The 17,041-nt window shown below is 55.3% G+C and carries 17 protein-coding genes and 1 tRNA gene; 7 read left to right on the top strand and 11 right to left on the bottom strand.

The genetic code is table 11. From position 1 onward, the window contains the following. Positions 1–142 precede the first annotated feature (142 nt). Positions 143–355 (top strand): hypothetical protein, encoded by a 213-nt coding sequence (locus CUN67_RS16910; protein ID WP_208716456.1) that lies wholly within the window; start codon positions 143–145, stop codon positions 353–355. Positions 356–425: 70 nt separating this feature from the next. On the opposite strand, the gene CUN67_RS16915 is transcribed toward CUN67_RS16910, so the two are convergent. After that, positions 426–1,769 carry an NTP/NDP exchange transporter gene (locus CUN67_RS16915; RefSeq protein ID WP_208716457.1) on the bottom strand — a complete coding sequence of 448 codons (1,344 nt, stop codon included), beginning with the start codon at positions 1,767–1,769 and terminating at the stop codon, positions 426–428. A gap of 271 nt (positions 1,770–2,040) precedes the next feature. On the opposite strand from CUN67_RS16915, the gene CUN67_RS16920 reads away from it, so the two are divergent. Together CUN67_RS16920 and CUN67_RS16925 are read left to right on the top strand one after the other, a co-directional pair. Continuing rightward, positions 2,041–3,330, top strand: a complete 1,290-nt coding sequence (locus CUN67_RS16920) for a glycoside hydrolase family 28 protein (RefSeq protein WP_254711360.1) — start codon at positions 2,041–2,043, stop codon at positions 3,328–3,330. 24 nt (positions 3,331–3,354) lie between these two features. Beyond that, a complete protein-coding gene (locus CUN67_RS16925) occupies positions 3,355–4,230 on the top strand; it encodes an MBL fold metallo-hydrolase (protein WP_208716459.1) in 876 nt (291 codons plus the stop codon). A gap of 57 nt (positions 4,231–4,287) precedes the next feature. Here the strand turns inward: CUN67_RS16925 and CUN67_RS16930 are convergent. Continuing rightward, positions 4,288–4,363: transfer RNA gene (locus CUN67_RS16930), tRNA-Phe, on the bottom strand. A 223-nt stretch (positions 4,364–4,586) separates the two neighbouring features. On the opposite strand from CUN67_RS16930, the gene CUN67_RS16935 reads away from it, so the two are divergent. Genes CUN67_RS16935 through CUN67_RS16950 form a run of 4 tightly spaced genes read left to right on the top strand, consistent with a single transcriptional unit; the run spans position 4,587 to position 7,479 of the window. Further along, positions 4,587–5,810 (top strand): SpoIIE family protein phosphatase, encoded by a 1,224-nt coding sequence (locus CUN67_RS16935; protein ID WP_208716460.1) that lies wholly within the window; start codon positions 4,587–4,589, stop codon positions 5,808–5,810. A gap of 16 nt (positions 5,811–5,826) precedes the next feature. Next, positions 5,827–6,378, top strand: a complete 552-nt coding sequence (locus CUN67_RS16940; RefSeq protein ID WP_208716461.1) for a SiaB family protein kinase — start codon at positions 5,827–5,829, stop codon at positions 6,376–6,378. A 7-nt stretch (positions 6,379–6,385) separates the two neighbouring features. Then, positions 6,386–6,772, top strand: a complete 387-nt coding sequence (locus tag CUN67_RS16945) for a DUF1987 domain-containing protein (RefSeq protein WP_208716462.1) — start codon at positions 6,386–6,388, stop codon at positions 6,770–6,772. Next, a complete protein-coding gene (locus CUN67_RS16950; protein ID WP_254711361.1) occupies positions 6,769–7,479 on the top strand; it encodes a GGDEF domain-containing protein in 711 nt (236 codons plus the stop codon). The genes CUN67_RS16945 and CUN67_RS16950 overlap by 4 nt, the downstream gene beginning before the upstream one ends. Here the strand turns inward: CUN67_RS16950 and mrdA are convergent. From mrdA to osmY, 9 genes are all read right to left on the bottom strand, one after another. Beyond that, positions 7,476–9,368 (bottom strand): penicillin-binding protein 2, encoded by a 1,893-nt coding sequence (mrdA, locus tag CUN67_RS16955; protein WP_208716463.1) that lies wholly within the window; start codon positions 9,366–9,368, stop codon positions 7,476–7,478. The two genes, CUN67_RS16950 and mrdA, sit on opposite strands and share 4 nt — an antisense overlap. A gap of 158 nt (positions 9,369–9,526) precedes the next feature. Further along, positions 9,527–10,240, bottom strand: coding sequence for a purine-nucleoside phosphorylase (gene deoD, locus CUN67_RS16960; protein WP_139810955.1), 714 nt, complete (start codon positions 10,238–10,240; stop codon positions 9,527–9,529). Between the two features lie 32 nt (positions 10,241–10,272). Continuing rightward, positions 10,273–11,496, bottom strand: a complete 1,224-nt coding sequence (gene deoB, locus CUN67_RS16965) for a phosphopentomutase (RefSeq protein WP_208716464.1) — start codon at positions 11,494–11,496, stop codon at positions 10,273–10,275. A gap of 95 nt (positions 11,497–11,591) precedes the next feature. After that, the gene (gene deoA, locus CUN67_RS16970; RefSeq protein ID WP_208716465.1) at positions 11,592–12,914 is read right to left on the bottom strand and encodes a thymidine phosphorylase; all 1,323 of its coding nucleotides are present in this window, start codon (positions 12,912–12,914) and stop codon (positions 11,592–11,594) included. A gap of 64 nt (positions 12,915–12,978) precedes the next feature. After that, positions 12,979–13,758, bottom strand: coding sequence for a deoxyribose-phosphate aldolase (gene deoC, locus CUN67_RS16975; RefSeq protein ID WP_208716466.1), 780 nt, complete (start codon positions 13,756–13,758; stop codon positions 12,979–12,981). Positions 13,759–14,028: 270 nt separating this feature from the next. Then, positions 14,029–14,805, bottom strand: coding sequence for a TatD family hydrolase (locus tag CUN67_RS16980; RefSeq protein WP_208716467.1), 777 nt, complete (start codon positions 14,803–14,805; stop codon positions 14,029–14,031). Then, positions 14,802–15,854 carry a patatin-like phospholipase family protein gene (locus CUN67_RS16985; protein WP_208716468.1) on the bottom strand — a complete coding sequence of 351 codons (1,053 nt, stop codon included), beginning with the start codon at positions 15,852–15,854 and terminating at the stop codon, positions 14,802–14,804. Before CUN67_RS16985 ends, CUN67_RS16980 begins: the two co-directional genes overlap by 4 nt. A gap of 145 nt (positions 15,855–15,999) precedes the next feature. Next, a complete protein-coding gene (locus CUN67_RS16990; RefSeq protein WP_013510475.1) occupies positions 16,000–16,161 on the bottom strand; it encodes a DUF1328 domain-containing protein in 162 nt (53 codons plus the stop codon). Positions 16,162–16,226: 65 nt separating this feature from the next. Then, positions 16,227–16,841 carry a molecular chaperone OsmY gene (gene osmY / locus CUN67_RS16995; protein ID WP_208716469.1) on the bottom strand — a complete coding sequence of 205 codons (615 nt, stop codon included), beginning with the start codon at positions 16,839–16,841 and terminating at the stop codon, positions 16,227–16,229. Positions 16,842–17,041 lie beyond the last annotated feature (200 nt).

The raw sequence follows: 17,041 nt of genomic DNA on the forward strand, positions 1-17,041 counted from the left end.
CTTCAGTGACCTGTCGAAGCCGGATGCAAAAACGCCGATCTGACTTCACCATCAAACCTGGATTAGCCATGTATCACGTATAGCGAAGCCAGGCTAAGATAGCGGCGACGTTTGTATCTTTCCTGGTAAGCGGGTGATGACGATGAGAAGCCGTGCTGACGATAATCTTAAGAGCCATATCGAAATGGTCATCCTGGCTGCACTGGAAATCGCCCCGTCGAAACGCAAACGTCGCGTCTACAATCTGACCAGTGAAGGTCAGCAGGAATTAATCAAAAAACGTGAAGCCTGGGATAGCTACTCCATCGCGGTCTCCTCTTTATTACAGAGGGGGGTAAATAGACCCGCTGACTGAACTCCCAGAACCCGCCCGGCGCTATTTACAGAGCAGCGAAGCGCTTCGCTGCCTAATGGGGAGCAGGCCATCAGGGGCTGTTTTCATGCAATTTCTCGTTGAGAGGAGGAAAGGGTTTCGCTTCCAGCCGTACCTGTCTGCGGCCCAGCCACTGGCTGTTGACCAGCCAGATTAATGACAACGGCAGCGCCAGCCAGATCAGCATGCCGCCACTCAGCCCGGCTGCACCCATCGCCGCCCAGCTCCAGGCACCGACCTGGTCACCCGCACGATAGACGGCGGTATCGATGACGTTCTTGGCTTTGTATTTATCCTCCCGCTTCAGCACCGTGAACAGCACCTCACGCGCGGGCCGGGCAAAGGCGAAATTGGCCCCGCGTCTTAATACCGAGAAGGCCACAATCGACGCGGCCACCGGCCACAGAGCCATGCTGGCAAAACCCAGCAAAGTGATCAGCGGCAGCAACCCTAACACCAGCGTCGTGCCATAGCGGGACATCAGGCGGCTGGTGACGAATAGCTGGGTGACCAGGGTCAGTACATTGACCACCAAATCGAGGGTGGCAAAGAAAGCCGTGCGATCGCTGTCATGCTGGAACAGATGGTGGACCAGCTCAGCCTGGCGGAAATAGATCAGGGTTGAGGTGACTGAATACAGCAACATATACAGGCAGATATTCAGCAAATAGGGGGACTGGAAAATGCGCGCAATGCCAGAAAAGACGCCACCGCCGAGGGGCTGCGTCTGCTGCGCGGCCGCTTCTCCTTCCGCCAGATGGGTAAAGGTACTCAGGCGCTTCACGCAGGCGACCGCGCACTCCAGCAGCAGCGCGGCCAGTACGAATAACCCGACGGTATTGAGACGGTGCACCAGCAGTGCAGTTATCGCCGATCCGAGGATAGCGCCCAGCGTGGCCCCGGCGGCCATCATGGCAAATAGGCGGCTGGCGCGTTCGCGCGAGAAGATATCGGCCACCAGCGACCAGAACACTGAGACAACGTAGAGGTTGAACACCGAGAGCCAGACAAAAAATACCCGCCCTAACCAGACCTGCATCGACGATGGCAGGGCAAACTTCAGCACGGCAAAGATGATGAGCTGGCTGATAAAAAACCGATACACCAGCGGGATAAAGCGCTTGCGTGGCAACGCACGCGACAGCGCCGCAAAGGGCAGATTGAGGGCCAGGATGGCAATAAGTGTGGCACTAAACAGCCACTGCAAATTATGCAGCCCCCCATCGATACCGAAGGTATCGCGAATTGGTCGCAGGACGTAATAGGCTGAAAGAACACAAAAAATGTAGATCATGCACCAGATTAACGCCTGCACCTCTTCCGGCCTGACAGGTGTCAGACGGAGCCAGAAAGGCACCGCTGGCTGATGCTGATGGTCCGTCTGTTGACTGCCCATAAATGCTCCCGACGTTTTAATCGTTCCGTGGCGGCAAATGCGAATGCTGGCAACTTACATAGATAACCTGGGTAAGTGAGATTGCACTGTCAAGATAATGTGATCGACTTCACATTCGAAGGTAGACAAAGGAAGGCGGGATAAAAAGATGATCTGAACATTTATTTGCGAAGAATAACTTTTTGAAAATATTCAACGTTCTATGTTATTTCCTTCCTGATATTTCCCTGACTCACTCAACAGCGTAGCCATGAAAATAAAATTATCCGTTATGCCAGTATGTTTAAGCACCCTTCTGTTCTCATTTGGTACTGAGGCTTCGGTGCGACTCTGCCAGCCTCAGCATGCTGACAACGCCACCCAGGCCATTCAGCAGGCAATTGATCATTGTTCGCAGGCGGGTGGCGGCAAAGTGGTGCTTTCAGCCGGGGTATGGCACAGCGGTCCGTTATTATTGAAGGATAATGTGGAGCTATCTCTGGCAGCAGGCAGCCGGTTAGCTGCCAGTTATCAGGGCAATTTGTTCAGACCGGGTTTTATTTCGCAACCCGCACGCTATGGTGAAGCCTTTATTCTGGCGAAGGATGCCCACAACGTGGCCATTAGCGGGCCTGGCGTGGTTGACGGCCAGGGAGAGCAACAATGGTCACTGGCTACCACCGCGCGCAACCATCTAAAACAAGGGGATACGGCGTGGTTTACCCGGCATTATCCGGGCATCCCCCCAGCCAATGGTATGCCCCGCCCGTGGCTGATTGAATTCTCCCATGTGACACAGGGCCGCATCGCCAACCTTGGCATTGAAAATTCACCGATGTGGAATCTGGTGATACGTGACAGTAAAAATATTGATGTCGCCAATAGCACCATCACCAATCCGCCCGACTCCCCCAATACTGACGGCGTCGATGTTATTTCCTCGCACGCGGTCAGGCTGCGTCAGCTGAATATCTCCACCGGTGACGACGATATATCGATTAAATCCGGGCTGGCAAAACGCACCGATAATGCAGCCAGCAGCGATATCACCATTGACCATATTCAGTCTGAAGATGGACACGGCATCTCAATTGGCAGTGAAACTATCAACGGTATTGGTAAGGTCACCCTGCATGATCTGAATTTCAACGGCACCGAAAATGGCGTGAGAATTAAATCCGGACGCGATCGCGGCGCGAATATCGGCCCGATTACGATGCGCGATGTCACCATGCAAAATGTCAAAACACCGCTGGTGATTACCGACAGTTATGGTGGCAACGGCGGTTACCCGGCTGACAGCACCAGCCCGATTGCCGCACAACCGCTGACCGCAACCACGCCCAGAATTCACGATGTGACGATTGACAATCTGCAAGCCAGCGGCGCACACAATGCCGGGATAATCAGTGGATTACCGGAAGCGCCGCTGAAAAATATCCACCTGGCCTCAATCCATATCGCTGCGGTGACTGGTCTGCAAAGCCGTTACCTGTCAGGCACGCAAAAGCAGGTGGACATTCATACCACGCGCGGTCAATCTCAGTTATCCGGACCGGATACTCAGTGGGTAACCCGGTGAATATTATCGTAAAGGGAGCAGGATATGACTTTTCAACCCCGTTGGCAGGCACCCGCCATCAATCGTAAAAAAATCGGTGACATGACCGTCACAATGCTGAGCGATGGCTTTCTGGATGTTTCGTTTGAGCTGCTGTCAGGCATCGACGGTTCGCGCGCCGAAGCCTTGTTGCAGCGCCGCGGCGCACCGGTGGCACCGCGCATAAACATCAACGTCTACGTGATTCAGACGCCGCATCGCACCATTCTGATCGACAGCGGTGCCGGGGGAATTAAGGGCTGGGGTGGACGGTTACCGGTGGCACTGGCGGCAGCAGGCATTGACCCGTTGCAAATCGACACCATTTTGCTGACCCACTGCCACCCCGATCATATCGGCGGGCTGGCCGGTCCGTTGCAGACGCCATTGTTCCGCAACGTGCAGCAGCTTTTTATTCATGAGAAGGAACTGGCATTCTGGCGCGATGAAACTATTGCGACCAGCGCACCCGATAGCTTCCGTCCCTACTTTGAGCTGGCTAAAAACGCCTTTAACGCCTACGGCCAGCAGCTGGTGCCGTTCCGGGAAGAAGCCATTCTGCCGGGTATCCAGGCGGTGCCGTTATTCGGTCATACCCCCGGTCATACCGGCTATCTGCTGGGAGACGAACATGACTCGCTGCTGATCTGGGGTGACATCGTGCATTTCCCACATATCCAGGTCACACAGCCGGAAGTGACCATCGCCTTCGACAGCGACCCGGTGGCAGCGGCGCAAATCCGCGCCAGACTGCTGGATCGTGTAGCCAGCGATAATCTCGCCGTCAGCGGCATGCACTTCAACCTGCCCACCACCGGTAAGGTGATCCGGGAAGGGAATGGTTTTGCGCTGAATTACGATTTGTGGTCACCGGTGCTGTGAAAACACTAGCCGCCCCAAACGCAAAAACCCAGCCATAAGGCTGGGTTTTCTGAATTTTGGTGCCCGAACCCGGAATCGAACCAGGGACACGGGGATTTTCAATCCCCTGCTCTACCGACTGAGCTATTCGGGCAACGGGGCGCATTAAACCCTAACCAGCCCGCACCGTCAAACGCTTTTCGGTGAAATGCGACTGACTGCCGTCTTTTACAGCAATCGGGTAAAAAATCGTGCATTTCGTTCATTTACTGCCGTGCATTTACTACGCCAAACCTACCCCGTCACCGGGCTGACATAAAAGTGTCACAGCGCTCGCGTACCCTAAGATTAATCTTAATTCATGTCAGACTCCCGCTATGCAGCTGCCCGATTTACGCGCAGGCCTTGCCGCACTGTCGAGCCGTTACCGTGCACGTTCGCTTTGCATTGCGGTGCCATTCGTCACCCCTGCCAGCGATAACCTCGCCGTGATGACGCTGTTCACCGAACACAAAGATCTGATTGGCCTGCCGGTAGTCGAAGAGGGTCGGCCCTTCGGCATGATCAACCGTCACATCTTCCTGTCGCAAATGACGCGCCCTTTCTTCCGCGAGCTGTATGACCGTAAAAGCTGTATCGCCTTTATGGATAAAAATCCGCTGGTGATCGATGCTGATACCCCACTCGATCAGGTGGCACAACAGGTGGTGGCAAGTGGTGATAAGTCGGTGACCGATGGTTTTATCCTGACCGAAGCAGGCAACTATATCGGCATTGGTCTCGGTATTGATTTGATTCGCACCGTATCGGATTTACAGGCACAGCAGCATCAGCAGATTTTGCAAAGCATCGATTACGCCCGCGTGATTCAGGATGCCATGCTCGAACACTCCACCCAGCAAATGGCCTCGCAGCTGCATGACTGGTGTCTGCACTGGCAGCCGCGTGATGGCGTCGGTGGCGACTATTATGCTTTTCATCAGGATGAGCAGGGCTGGCTGGCATTGATTGCTGATTGCACCGGCCACGGCATTCCCGGTGCCTTTATGACGGTCATTGTGCAATCGGCGCTGGAAAATGCCCTGCAACAAAACCGTCGTTCCCCGTCGGAGCTATTGCAGGCGCTAAACCGGCATATCAAGCAGACCCTGGGTCAACTCAACGCCTCGCAGCAAACTTCCCATTCGAATGATGGTTGCGATGCCATCGCGCTGCGGCTGGATACGCAGCAGCATCAGCTCAGCTGGGCCAGTGCACGTATGCACGCCTTATTACAACCCGCTACCGAGGCTGCCGAAACGCTGGCTGCTGACCGCACTGGCGTGGGCTATACCGATACCCCGCTGGATTACGTCTGGACAGAACATCAGCGCCCGCTGATGCAGGGCGACATGCTGCTGGTGATGACCGATGGCGTCACCGATCAGCCCGGCGGTGAACGACAGATTATGTTTGGCAAAAAACGTATTCAGGCCCTGGTGAGCCGCTATCAGGCTCTGCCGATGAGCGAATTTTCTTTGGCATTTCAGCAGGATTTTCTCCACTGGCAAGGCAACCAGCCACGACGCGATGACGTCACCTGGTTTGGCTTCCGTTATTAACCGAGCCGTAAACATCATGAATCACGAGTCGCACGCCAGCGTCGCATCACCGGACCAGGTGGCACTGCATTACACCGGTTTTTTTTCGCCACAGAACATCACGGCGATGGGCGAGGTAATTAAAGTCTTTCTCGAAAACCAGCAGGCCCCAGTGAAGGTACGTCGCCGCCTGTTTTCCAGCTTTGTCGAGATTGTGCAGAACATTTTGCGTTACTCGCAGGACAGCCGCGCCCTCAGCCACGAAGAGCAGGATTTTCGCTTTGGCACCGTTTGTCTGCGCGTAGATGGAGACAACTACGTGCTGGAGAGCAGCAACCTGGTCGATCAGGCCGCCTGCGACCAGTTGCGTTACTGGCTCGACATGCTGCGTGCCATGAGTAACGAAGAGATCAAACAGGCGTATCGGGTTGGTCTGCGCAGTGAAAGCCCTGCCACCAGCAAAGGGGCAAATATTGGTTTATTGACGCTGGCACGCGATGTCAGCGAACCGCTGGAGTATGAATTGCGTCCGCTGGAAACCAGCGATTTCGCGACGTTTTGGCTGAAAGCCACCATTCACCAGGATTGATTTTGTTATGCAAAACCTTGTTATCGCAGCGACAGACAGCACCCCCGACGTTGACTTTAATTTTGCCGATCGCCTGTTTTCCCTGCGCGGTGAATCCTGGCCGGAGAATGCCGCCGCCTTTTATCGCCCGCTGCTGGATGCGCTGGAGGGCTGGGCCCCGGAGGATCAGCGCCTGCTTACCGTCAATATCGCCCTGCGCTACTTCAATAGCTCCAGCACCAAGATGCTGTTCAGCCTGTTCGATCTGTTCAACCAGCTGGCGCAGCATGGGCAGACGGTGGCACTGAACTGGTTCTATGATGCGGAAGATGATGTTTCTGAGGAGTTTGGTCAGGAACTGGCGCTGGACTTCACCGATCTGCAAGTGAAATTGCAGGCGGAAATGCCCTCATGATGGACCTCAATGAGCTGTTCCGCGAAGAGAGCGAGGTGCTTAATCGCTCACAGGATGTGGCGGCTCAGACCTCACTCAGCGCCGAGGATTATCGCGACGCGCTGCTGAGGCTTAATCGCCATTATCAACGTCTGATGCGCGAAACCTACCGCTTGATTTCGCGCAGTGACCGCGCTGAACGTGAGCTGAACCGCGTCAACGAACAGCTTAACCGGCTGGCGCAGGAGCTGGAATATAAAGCCAGCCATGACCCATTGACCGCGGTGTGGAATCGCAGCGCCATTATTCAACGCATTACCCATACGCTGACCACTGGCCCGGCAGCCCTGATCATCCTCGATATCGATCACTTCAAGAAGATCAACGATGAGTTCGGTCACCCGATGGGTGACAAAGTGATTTGCGAGCTGGTCTCGCGTGTGCAGGCCCACTGCCCGGCAGAAGCCAGCATTGGCCGTATCGGTGGCGAAGAGTTCACCGTGCTGCTGCCACATTTCCGCCTGTCCGATGCCGTCATTGTCGCAGGCGCGATTCACGCTTCTCTCAATGCCTCGCCGCTGGCGGTGCTGCCTGGCCAGCTGGTGACCGCCAGCCTCGGCGTCAGTTATGGCATGCCGGGTTCTGATTTCGAAACCCTCTACAACAACGCCGACGCCGCTCTGTATGACGCCAAACACCACGGTCGTAACCGGGTGTTTTTTCGTTAGTGCGCCGCTGACGCGTTGGCGTTACTGGCCGTCTCCAGTGGCACGGCTGGCGGCGGCAGGAAGATATGGTCGAGAATGTTGCGCATCACAGGTGCGGCGGTAATCCCTTCATTACCCCCGTTTTCCAGAATCAACGCCACCGCCACTTTAGGGTCATTAAACGGCGCAAAGGCGGTATAGAAGATATGGTCGCGCAGACGGATTGGAATCATTTTCGCGTTGTAAGTCTGGTTCTGCTTGAGGCTAAACACCTGTGAAGTCCCACTTTTCGCCGCAATGCCGTACGGTGCGGTGTGGAAGTATTTGTAGCCGGTGCCGTTTGGCGCATTCGCCATGCCAAACATCGCATGACGCACCAGCGACCAGTACGGTGATTTAGGGTCGCCAATTTGCGGCTGCGGTTCTTTTGGCTGATACGGTTGTTGCATAGTGCCGAGCTGCACTTTCTCCAGCAGATGTGGATTGATCACCCGTCCGTTGTTGATCAACGCCACCAGCGCTTTCACCATCTGAATCGGCGTGGCAATCCAGTAGCCCTGACCAATCCCCACCGAGACCGTATCACCCTGATACCAGCCCTTTTTGTGCACCTTTTGTTTCCATTCGCGGCTGGGTAGCAACCCGGCGTACTCTTCATTCAAATCGATGCCGGTCGGCTTGCCGTAGCCAAACTGGCTGAGCATATGATGGATACGGTCAATGCCCATCATAAACGCCACCTGATAGAAGAAGGTGTCGGCTGATTCCTCAATCGCGCGCGTCACATCCAGCATGCCGTGACCACTTTTTTTCCAGTCACGGTATTTGCGATCGGTGCCGGGCAGCGTCCAGGTCGGTGCCCCAAAGAAGGTGGTTTGCGGCGTGATCACCCCGGTCAGCAGCGCCGACATCGCCATATAGGGTTTTACCGTCGAGGCTGGCGGATACAGTCCCTGGGTCACGCGGTTGATCAGCGGCAGGTTTTTATCCTGCAACAAGGTTTTATACGCCTGATAGCTGATGCCTTTCACAAACGGGTTGGGATCATAGCTGGGGCTGGAAACCATCGCCAGCACGCTACCATCGTGCGGATCTTCAATCAGCACCGCCGCACGTTGCCCTACCAGCTGGCTTTCAACGTACTGTTGCAGATGCAAATCGAGGGTGAGATAGATATTTTTTCCGGCCACCGGTGGCACTTCTTTCAGTACCCGCACGATGCGGCCGTGGTTATCGACTTCCACTTCCTGATAACCGGTTTTGCCATGCAGCACCGATTCGTAATAACCCTCGATGCCTTGCTTACCGATATTGTGGTCTGCCGCGTAGTTCTCGCCCACACCCTCTTCGTTCAGGCGTTTGTAGTCGCTGTCGTTGATTTTCGACACGTAGCCCACCACGTGCGCCAGATCGGCCCCATAGGGGTACTCGCGATCCTGGTAGGTATCAATGCTGACGCCGGTGAATTTGAACTGATTGACCGAGAAGCGGGCGACCTGCTCATCGGTGAGTTCTTCCTTCAGCACCACCGGTTTGTAACGGCTGTTTTGTTTGAGGTTTTTCCAGAAGGCATCGATCTCTTCCGGTGTTAAATCAACGATCGGCGTCAGTTCGGCGATGGTCGCCTTCATGTCGTCGATTTTGTAAGGTGTTAACAGGATGTCGTACCAGGTGACATTACGCACCAGCGGAATACCGTTACGATCGTAGATCAGGCCACGCGTCGGCGCGATGGGGATCATTTTGATATCGTTTTCGTTGGATCGCGTCTGGTAATAGCTATGCTGCTCAACCTGGATACGGTAGAGGTTGACGCCAAGAATAGTGAAACAAATCACCACCAGGGTAAAAGCCACGATCGCGCGGCGAATAAACAGTTTCTCTTCGGCTTCGAAATTACGGAAATTCATCAGGGGGCTTAGTCTCTTCGTTATCCCGCTAATGATAGGGAGAGATAGCGTCAGAGCCAGCAGGAAGATGCACAAGCCTGGGTAAAAGTGTGTCAGATGTTTTCCGTAACGGCGCGAAAAATCACGCCGTTACGGTATAAGCGATGTCGTGCGGGAAATTAATCTCCCAGCAGCACCGATTCCAGCGCGATCTTGATCATATCGTTGAAGGTGGTCTGGCGCTCAGCCGCGGTGGTCTGCTCATGAGTACGGATATGATCCGACACGGTACAGATCGCCAGCGCTTTAGCACCAAACTCCGCGGCCACGCCGTAGATACCGGCAGCTTCCATCTCAACACCGAGGATGCCGTACTTTTCCATCACGTCGAACATTTGCGGGTCCGGCGTGTAGAACAGGTCAGCAGAGAAGATGTTACCCACGCGTGCGTCCACACCCAGCGCTTTGGCCGCATCAACCGCGTTACGTACCATATCGAAATCGGCAATCGCCGCGAAATCGTGATCTTTGAAACGCATACGGTTCACTTTGGAATCGGTGCAGGCACCCATACCAATCACCACATCACGCAGTTTCACGTCAGCACGCACCGCGCCGCAGGAGCCAACACGGATGATTTTCTTCACGCCAAAATCGGTGATCAGTTCTTTGGTGTAGATCGAACAGGATGGGATACCCATACCGTGGCCCATCACCGAAATTTTGCGACCCTTGTAGGTTCCGGTGTAGCCCAGCATGCCGCGCACGTTATTCACTTCAACCGCATTTTCGAGGAAGGTTTCTGCAATGTGCTTCGCACGCAACGGATCGCCCGGCATCAGAACCACGTCCGCGAAATCACCCATTTCTGCATTAATATGAGGCGTTGCCATCGTTATTTTCCTTATTAAAATTGGTCGCTGTTTTACAGCATGCTTTTGCCGTAGTCCATGCTGGACAGGCCGAAATAATGCGCGATTGTCTGGCCGATATCGGCAAAAGTGTCGCGATAGCCGAGGGAGCCAGGTTTGACCTTCGGTCCATAAATCAGCACCGGAATGTGCTCACGCGTATGTTCGGTGCCCTGCCAGCTTGGGTCACAGCCGTGGTCGGCGGTGAGGATCAGAATATCACCCTCTTTCACCTGCGCCATCAGCTCCGGCAAACGACGATCGAACAGCTCCAGCCCACCAGCGTAACCGGCGATATCACGACGATGGCCCCAGGTGGAGTCAAAATCGACGAAGTTGGTGAACACAATCGACTGGTCCGGCGCTTTTTTCATCTGCTCGATGGTGGCATCAAATAGCGCATCCAGCCCGGTGGCTTTCACTTTTTGCGTAATGCCCTGCTGTGCGTAGATATCCGCGATTTTACCGACGGAAATCACTTCACCGCCCTTCTCGTCCACCAGCTTTTTCAGCATGGTCGCTGACGGTGGCTCCACGGCGAGATCGTGACGGTTCCCGGTACGTTCAAAATGACCGGCTTTGTCACCCACAAACGGACGCGCAATCACGCGGCCAATGTTGTAGCCGCCTTCGGTCAGTTCTTCCCGGGCGATTTCACACAACGCGTACAGCCGGTCGAGACCGAAAGTCTCTTCATGACAGGCAATCTGGAACACCGAATCCGCCGAGGTATAGAAAATCGGCTTGCCGGTTTTCATATGCTCCTCACCGAGCTTGTCAAGAATCACCGTACCGGACGAGTGACAGTTGCCGAGATAACCCGGCAGATCCGCACGCTGTACCAGTTTATCCAGCAGTTCCTGCGGAAAGCTGTTCTCTTTATCGGTGAAGTAACCCCAGTCAAACAACACTGGCACACCGGCAATTTCCCAGTGGCCCGACGGCGTATCTTTACCTGATGAGAGTTCACTGGCGTAGGCATAAGCACCGATGATTTCCGCGCTGGCATCCAGCCCCGGCGGGAAACGCCCGGTTGAGAGTTCAGCGGCTTTGCCCAGCCCCAGCGCGGTGAGGTTTGGTAAGTGCAGTGGCCCTGTGCGGCCTTCATTGGCCCGGCCTTCGAAGCACGCTTCGGCGATATGGCCGAGCGTATCCGATCCTTCATCGCCGAACTTAGCGGCGTCTTTGCTGGAACCGATCCCGAAGGAGTCGAGAACCATAATAAAAGCACGTTTCATGCAAGTCTCCTGCGCAACTGCGCGATGACAAGTCAAAAAAAAGCGATCAGATCAGTATACCCGAATGGCTCTGGCGTGGCACGCACCGGGCGTAACTATTCGCTGATGCGGCGATATACCACCGGCGTTTCCGGCGGGACGCTATCGCCCAGGGTGATGGCCGCTTTCACCGCCTGCGCCGCCTGCTGCCATTGTGCTTCCGAGGCTGCATGGATCACCGCCAGCGGACGCTGGACATCGACATGCGCACCGAGGGTAGCCATCTCGCTCAGACCGACGCTGTAATCAATGCTGTCACTGGCGCGCTGACGACCGCCGCCGAGCGTCACCACCGCCATACCGAGGGCGCGGGTATCTATGGCGCTGACAATCCCCGGATGATCGGCATACACCGCTTTGCTCAGCATCGCCGCAGGCAGATAGCTATCGATGCGCGCGATAAAATCGGTCGGGCCTTTCTGTGCCGCCACCATGCGACCAAAGACCTCTGCCGCCTGGCCGTTATCCAGCACCCGCAGCAGCTGTTGCCGGGCTTCGGCATCGTTCGCCGCCAGTCCACCGGAGAGCAACATGTCACTGCATAGCGCCAGCGTCACTTCCAGCAGGCGTGGATTGCGGGCTTCGCCAGTGAGGAACTGCACCGCCTCACGCACTTCCAGCGCATTGCCGGCAGTGGAAGCCAGCACCTGATTCATATCGGTGAGTAGCGCGGTGGTTTTGCAGCCCGCGCCATTGGCAACGCCGACAATCGCCTGCGCCAGTTGTTCTGAGGCCTCGAAGGTAGGCATAAAGGCCCCGCTGCCGACTTTGACGTCCATCACCAGCGCATCCAGCCCTTCCGCCAGCTTTTTCGCCAGGATCGAGGCGGTGATCAGCGGGATCGAATCAACAGTGGCGGTGATATCGCGCGTGGCGTAAAAACGTTTGTCCGCCGGTGCCAGTGAGTTGGTCTGGCCGATGATCGCCACCCCGTTTTGTTTGATGATCTCGCGAAAACGATCGTCGCTCGGGAAGATGTCAAAACCGGGGATCGCCTCCAGTTTATCCAGCGTGCCGCCAGTGTGGCCGAGGCCACGCCCGGAGATCATCGGCACGTAACCGCCACAGGCCGCGATCATCGGACCCAGCATCAGCGAGGTAACGTCACCCACGCCGCCGGTGGAGTGTTTATCAACAATTGGCCCGTTCAGGTTAAGCGCCTGCCAGTTCAGCACCGTACCGGAATCACGCATCGCCATGGTCAGCGCGACGCGTTCGGTCAGCGTCATGTCGTGGAACCAGATGGTCATCGCCAGCGCGGCGATTTGCCCTTCTGAAACGCTGTTATCGCGCACCCCGTTGATAAAGAAGCGAATCTCCGCCTCACTCAACTCGTGGCCGTCGCGTTTTTTGCGGATAATTTCTTGTGGCAGGAACAAGGTCGCCTCCCCGGCAGAAAAGCGCGCGATAAATCGCGCCGCTACGAATCGCAGAAATGAATAATCAGTACCCGGCTTTACTCGCCGTAGTGGCATGGCCCAGCGTGTTGAGCAGGCTCGCCAGCAGGCTGGAGGCACCAAAGCGGAAATGGCGCGCATCAGCCCAGCCCGGCCCAAGAATATCGTCGGCCAGTTGCAGATAATGTGCTGCGTCTTCGGCGCTACGCACGCCACCCGCCGGTTTAAAGCCCACCTGTTGCTGCATACCTTTATCGCGGATCACGCTTAGCATGATCGCTGCGGTTTCTGGCGTCGCATTAACCGGCACCTTACCGGTGGACGTTTTGATAAAGTCGGCACCGGCATCGATAGCAATTTCAGACGCGGTACGGATCAACGCAGGATCCTTCAGCTCGCCACTCTCAATGATCACTTTCAGCAGCGCACCGGATACCTTGCAAACCTCTTTACAGGCTTTCACCAGATCGAAACCGATCTGACGGTTACCCGCCATCAGCGCGCGATACGGGAACACCACGTCCACCTCATCAGCACCGTAAGCTATCGCAGCACAGGTTTCCGCCACTGCGATATCCACATCGTCGTTGCCATGCGGGAAGTTGGTCACCGTGGCGATACGGATTTCCGGCGTGCCCTGCTCACGCAACGCTTTACGCGCCACCGGGATAAAACGGGGATAGATACAGATCGCGGCGGTGTTACCTGCGGGCGATTTCGCCTGATGACACAGGGCAATAACTTTCTCGTCGGTGTCGTCATCATTCAGCGTGGTCAAATCCATCAGTTGCAGCGCGCGCTGCGCCGCAGCGGTGATATCAGTCATGGTACTCTCCAATGAACAGCCTGACGGATTACGCCCGCCAGAGAATGTGATAATTCTAACAACTCATGTGACAACAGATTCGATCACAGGTCACATGAAAAAAGAAAACTGCGCAGATAATACATTTATTTAGTGACAAAAATCACAAAATAACCCAGCCTCAGCGCAAAACTGCGCAGAGAAGGCGTTGTGACTATTATCACATTTATCCGGAAAAATGTGTCAGTGTCGCCCTATTAATGTAGTCAATTCAGACCAACACGCAGGCTCTCAGTCAGGAAGTCGGAAGACGCGCAGGCTGTTCTGCCACAACGCGCTGGCGATAACATCGGCAGGTTCGTGACGTAACTGGCACAGCACATCAAAGACCAGACGCGCACGTTCAGGGCGATTGGGTTCCCCCTGATAACCGCTGAGCGGCATATCGGGCGCATCGGTTTCCAGCAGCAGGGAATCGAGAGGCAATTGGGCGATGGTGTTGCGGGTTTTGCTGGCGCGCTCGTAAGTTATGGTGCCGCCAACGCCAATGGCATACCCCAGTTGAATAAAACGCTGCGCCTGTTGCAGGCTACCGGCAAAACCATGCACCACGCCACGCCGCGGCAGATCGTGGCGACGCAGATGCAGCGCCAGCTGATCGTGGGTACGACGCGAATGCAGGATCACCGGCAGATCATACTGCTTTGCCAGCTTCAGTTGCCCATCCAGCAAACGGGTTTGTTTGTCGAACTGCGGATCGGCCATATACAGATCGAGGCCGATCTCCCCCAGCGCAACGCGTTTTGCATCCGGCTGGCGCAAGCATTCAGCCAGTTGATCAACATGCGCCTCCTGATGCACGGCGATCTGGATCGGATGCAGTCCCAGCGCGGCATACAGCGCCGCATGCTGCTGCGCCAGCTGGCTGACAAGTGCGAATCGGCTGGCATCCACGCTCGGCACAATAATCCGTTCTACCCCTGCCTGCGCAGCGCGCTGGATACTGGCGTGCGCATCATCCACGAATGGCGGGAAGTCGAAATGACAGTGGGTATCGATAAATCTCATGCCAGAGAGCCTGCATCATAATCCGCATCATTACCGGCCAGCGGAGGCGTACTGACCTCGCGGTTATCCGGCGCATTCGCCACCGCAGCAGGGGGCGTCACGGTAGTATGCCGCACAAATGGCTCGGCATCACTCAGCCACTGGCCGAGTGTGGCGAGGAAATAACGGCCACATCGCCGCCCCAGATGATAGTCCTGATTCAGTGAGGCAATCCGGCTACCCAGCGCATTACTCGCCAGCGGTTTCGGCGGGAAGATTTCAATAATGCGCAAATCGCCGGGCGGCTGTTCGATAAACTGCTGGATGTCGCGATAGCTCTCTTCATGCTGATGAAGAATATTGATCATCGGTTGCAAGGCGCTGTCGCTGAGCCAGCGTTCCATACGCTTGATCCACTTTGGTGTGTACGACATCTGTGACGGCACCGTGCGGATCACCACCACGGTATCCGCCCCTCTTCTGGCCGCTTCACGCACCGGGATCGCATCACTGATCCCGCCATCAAGATAACTGATCCCTTCCATCTCCACGCCGCTACGATAAAAACCCGGAATGGCGCTGGAAGCTTTGATGATATCGAGCCAGTTGGAACGGGTGGGATTAAAATAATGTGCGCTGTAATCGTCGCTGCGACAGGCACACATATAAAACTCGTTCCCCTGGGCGAACAATCCCTCGGCCGTATGCATCGCCAGCGGAAACTCCTGACTGGTGATATCCACCAGCCAGTCGAGGTCGATCAAATGTCCGCCGCGCACAAAACGCACCGGATCGAAGAACAGTTTGCTGGTGGTATAACGGGTAATCACCCGCCGTGCATAACCCGGCTGCGCGCAGACAAACGCCGACAAATTTTGCGCACCCGCCGAGGTGCCCAGCATCAGATGAAAAGGATTGAAGTTCGCGCGCTGAAATTCATCCAGCACACCGGCGGTAAAGATACCGCGCTGTCCGCCACCTTCGCAGACCAGGGCAATTTTGTTCGCTTTGAAAGGCGTGAGCGCTAACGGCTCGATGGTTCCCAACGTGACGGGGATGCGTATACCCAAGATGTGTCCCTCAGCGGTTCTTTCTCTGAGGGGTGCTTAAGCGCAGAATCGCCACCGCCAGCAACCCGGAGAACCAGTCATTATTTTGCCCTGACTGGCCTCCGCTTCAGAATATTGCCGGGAGAGCGAAAGTTGACACGAAGTGTCAGGGTCGTTTACGCCCGGTAAACAGGCTGATGAGGAACAGAATAATACCGACAATAAAGACAATTTTAGCTGCCCATGCTGCCGTACCCGCCAGACCGCCGAATCCTAATGCCGCAGCAATCAAAGCGATCACCAGAAAGATAATACCCCAACGAAACATAAGCCTCTCCTTACCATAGTGAAAATCGAACTGCTTATACCTTCATACTTCCCGCTGCAGGCGCGTTAAGATTTGACTGTCAGGTCATTCTTCACACTTTTCACGCCTTCAATGGCTTTCGCGATTTGCTCGGCACGATCTGACTGTGCCTGATTCGCGACAGTACCGGACAACTGCACCACCCCATCAGTGGTTTCCACTTTCACGTTACGTGATGGCACGATGTCATCCGCTAAAAGTTTAGCTTTGATTTCACTGGTGGTTGCCGCATCACCGGCATAACCTTTCAGCGAAGCGGTTTTGCTGTCTTTAACGTGCAGCTTGTCACTGACGGATTTAACCCCTTCTATTTTCTGCACCACGGCCACGGCTTTTTCCGCCTGGTCCTGCGAGGTAACAAAACCGCTAAGCGTCACCACGCCCTGATGCGTTTTGACTGAGATATCCGTGCTTTTTATTGCTTCATCATCCACCAGTGCGGCTTTCGCTTTGGCGGTGATGCCGCTGTCGTCCATATACCCACCGACTTTTTTCATAGAACTATCGATTTTCGCACCTGTGCTGTCGGCCGTTGCCTGCGCTTTCTGCGCCAGGGATTCATCGGCCAGCGCTGCGCCACTCATCAGGGCGGAACCCACCAGCGCAGCAACCAGGGTTTTGGTCATCTTAGTCTTAATCATCGATATCATCCTTCTATCAGTTAACCCATTCGCAACCGCGAATGCGCCAGCAACAAACGGCGTTGCTGCGTTAATGGACGTAATGAAACCTGGGGTCTCTTTTCTCGTCCGACAGGATAATGATAGACGGGATTAGGGGGTTTGCCGGTTTTTGTGGTTGATATCTCGCCAAAAAGCGATAAAAGCAGCGTTTTTAAGAG

The sequence above is a fragment of the Pantoea cypripedii genome (assembly GCF_011395035.1).
Classification (GTDB): domain Bacteria; phylum Pseudomonadota; class Gammaproteobacteria; order Enterobacterales; family Enterobacteriaceae; genus Pantoea; species Pantoea cypripedii_A.

What these genes read in the sequence shown, in the direction of transcription:
- mrdA (WP_208716463.1), bottom strand. Translation starts at nt 9,368, where the DNA reads ATGAATTTCCGTAATTTCGAAGCCGAAGAGAAACTGTTTATTCGCCGC.
- CUN67_RS16940 (WP_208716461.1), top strand. Translation starts at nt 5,827, where the DNA reads ATGAATCACGAGTCGCACGCCAGCGTCGCATCACCGGACCAGGTGGCA.
- CUN67_RS16945 (WP_208716462.1), top strand. Translation starts at nt 6,386, where the DNA reads ATGCAAAACCTTGTTATCGCAGCGACAGACAGCACCCCCGACGTTGAC.
- CUN67_RS16935 (WP_208716460.1), top strand. Translation starts at nt 4,587, where the DNA reads ATGCAGCTGCCCGATTTACGCGCAGGCCTTGCCGCACTGTCGAGCCGT.
- deoC (WP_208716466.1), bottom strand. Translation starts at nt 13,758, where the DNA reads ATGACTGATATCACCGCTGCGGCGCAGCGCGCGCTGCAACTGATGGAT.
- CUN67_RS16925 (WP_208716459.1), top strand. Translation starts at nt 3,355, where the DNA reads ATGACTTTTCAACCCCGTTGGCAGGCACCCGCCATCAATCGTAAAAAA.
- CUN67_RS16920 (WP_254711360.1), top strand. Translation starts at nt 2,041, where the DNA reads ATGCCAGTATGTTTAAGCACCCTTCTGTTCTCATTTGGTACTGAGGCT.
- CUN67_RS16980 (WP_208716467.1), bottom strand. Translation starts at nt 14,805, where the DNA reads ATGAGATTTATCGATACCCACTGTCATTTCGACTTCCCGCCATTCGTG.
- osmY (WP_208716469.1), bottom strand. Translation starts at nt 16,841, where the DNA reads ATGATTAAGACTAAGATGACCAAAACCCTGGTTGCTGCGCTGGTGGGT.
- CUN67_RS16950 (WP_254711361.1), top strand. Translation starts at nt 6,769, where the DNA reads ATGATGGACCTCAATGAGCTGTTCCGCGAAGAGAGCGAGGTGCTTAAT.
- deoD (WP_139810955.1), bottom strand. Translation starts at nt 10,240, where the DNA reads ATGGCAACGCCTCATATTAATGCAGAAATGGGTGATTTCGCGGACGTG.
- CUN67_RS16910 (WP_208716456.1), top strand. Translation starts at nt 143, where the DNA reads ATGAGAAGCCGTGCTGACGATAATCTTAAGAGCCATATCGAAATGGTC.
- CUN67_RS16990 (WP_013510475.1), bottom strand. Translation starts at nt 16,161, where the DNA reads ATGTTTCGTTGGGGTATTATCTTTCTGGTGATCGCTTTGATTGCTGCG.
- CUN67_RS16915 (WP_208716457.1), bottom strand. Translation starts at nt 1,769, where the DNA reads ATGGGCAGTCAACAGACGGACCATCAGCATCAGCCAGCGGTGCCTTTC.
- deoB (WP_208716464.1), bottom strand. Translation starts at nt 11,496, where the DNA reads ATGAAACGTGCTTTTATTATGGTTCTCGACTCCTTCGGGATCGGTTCC.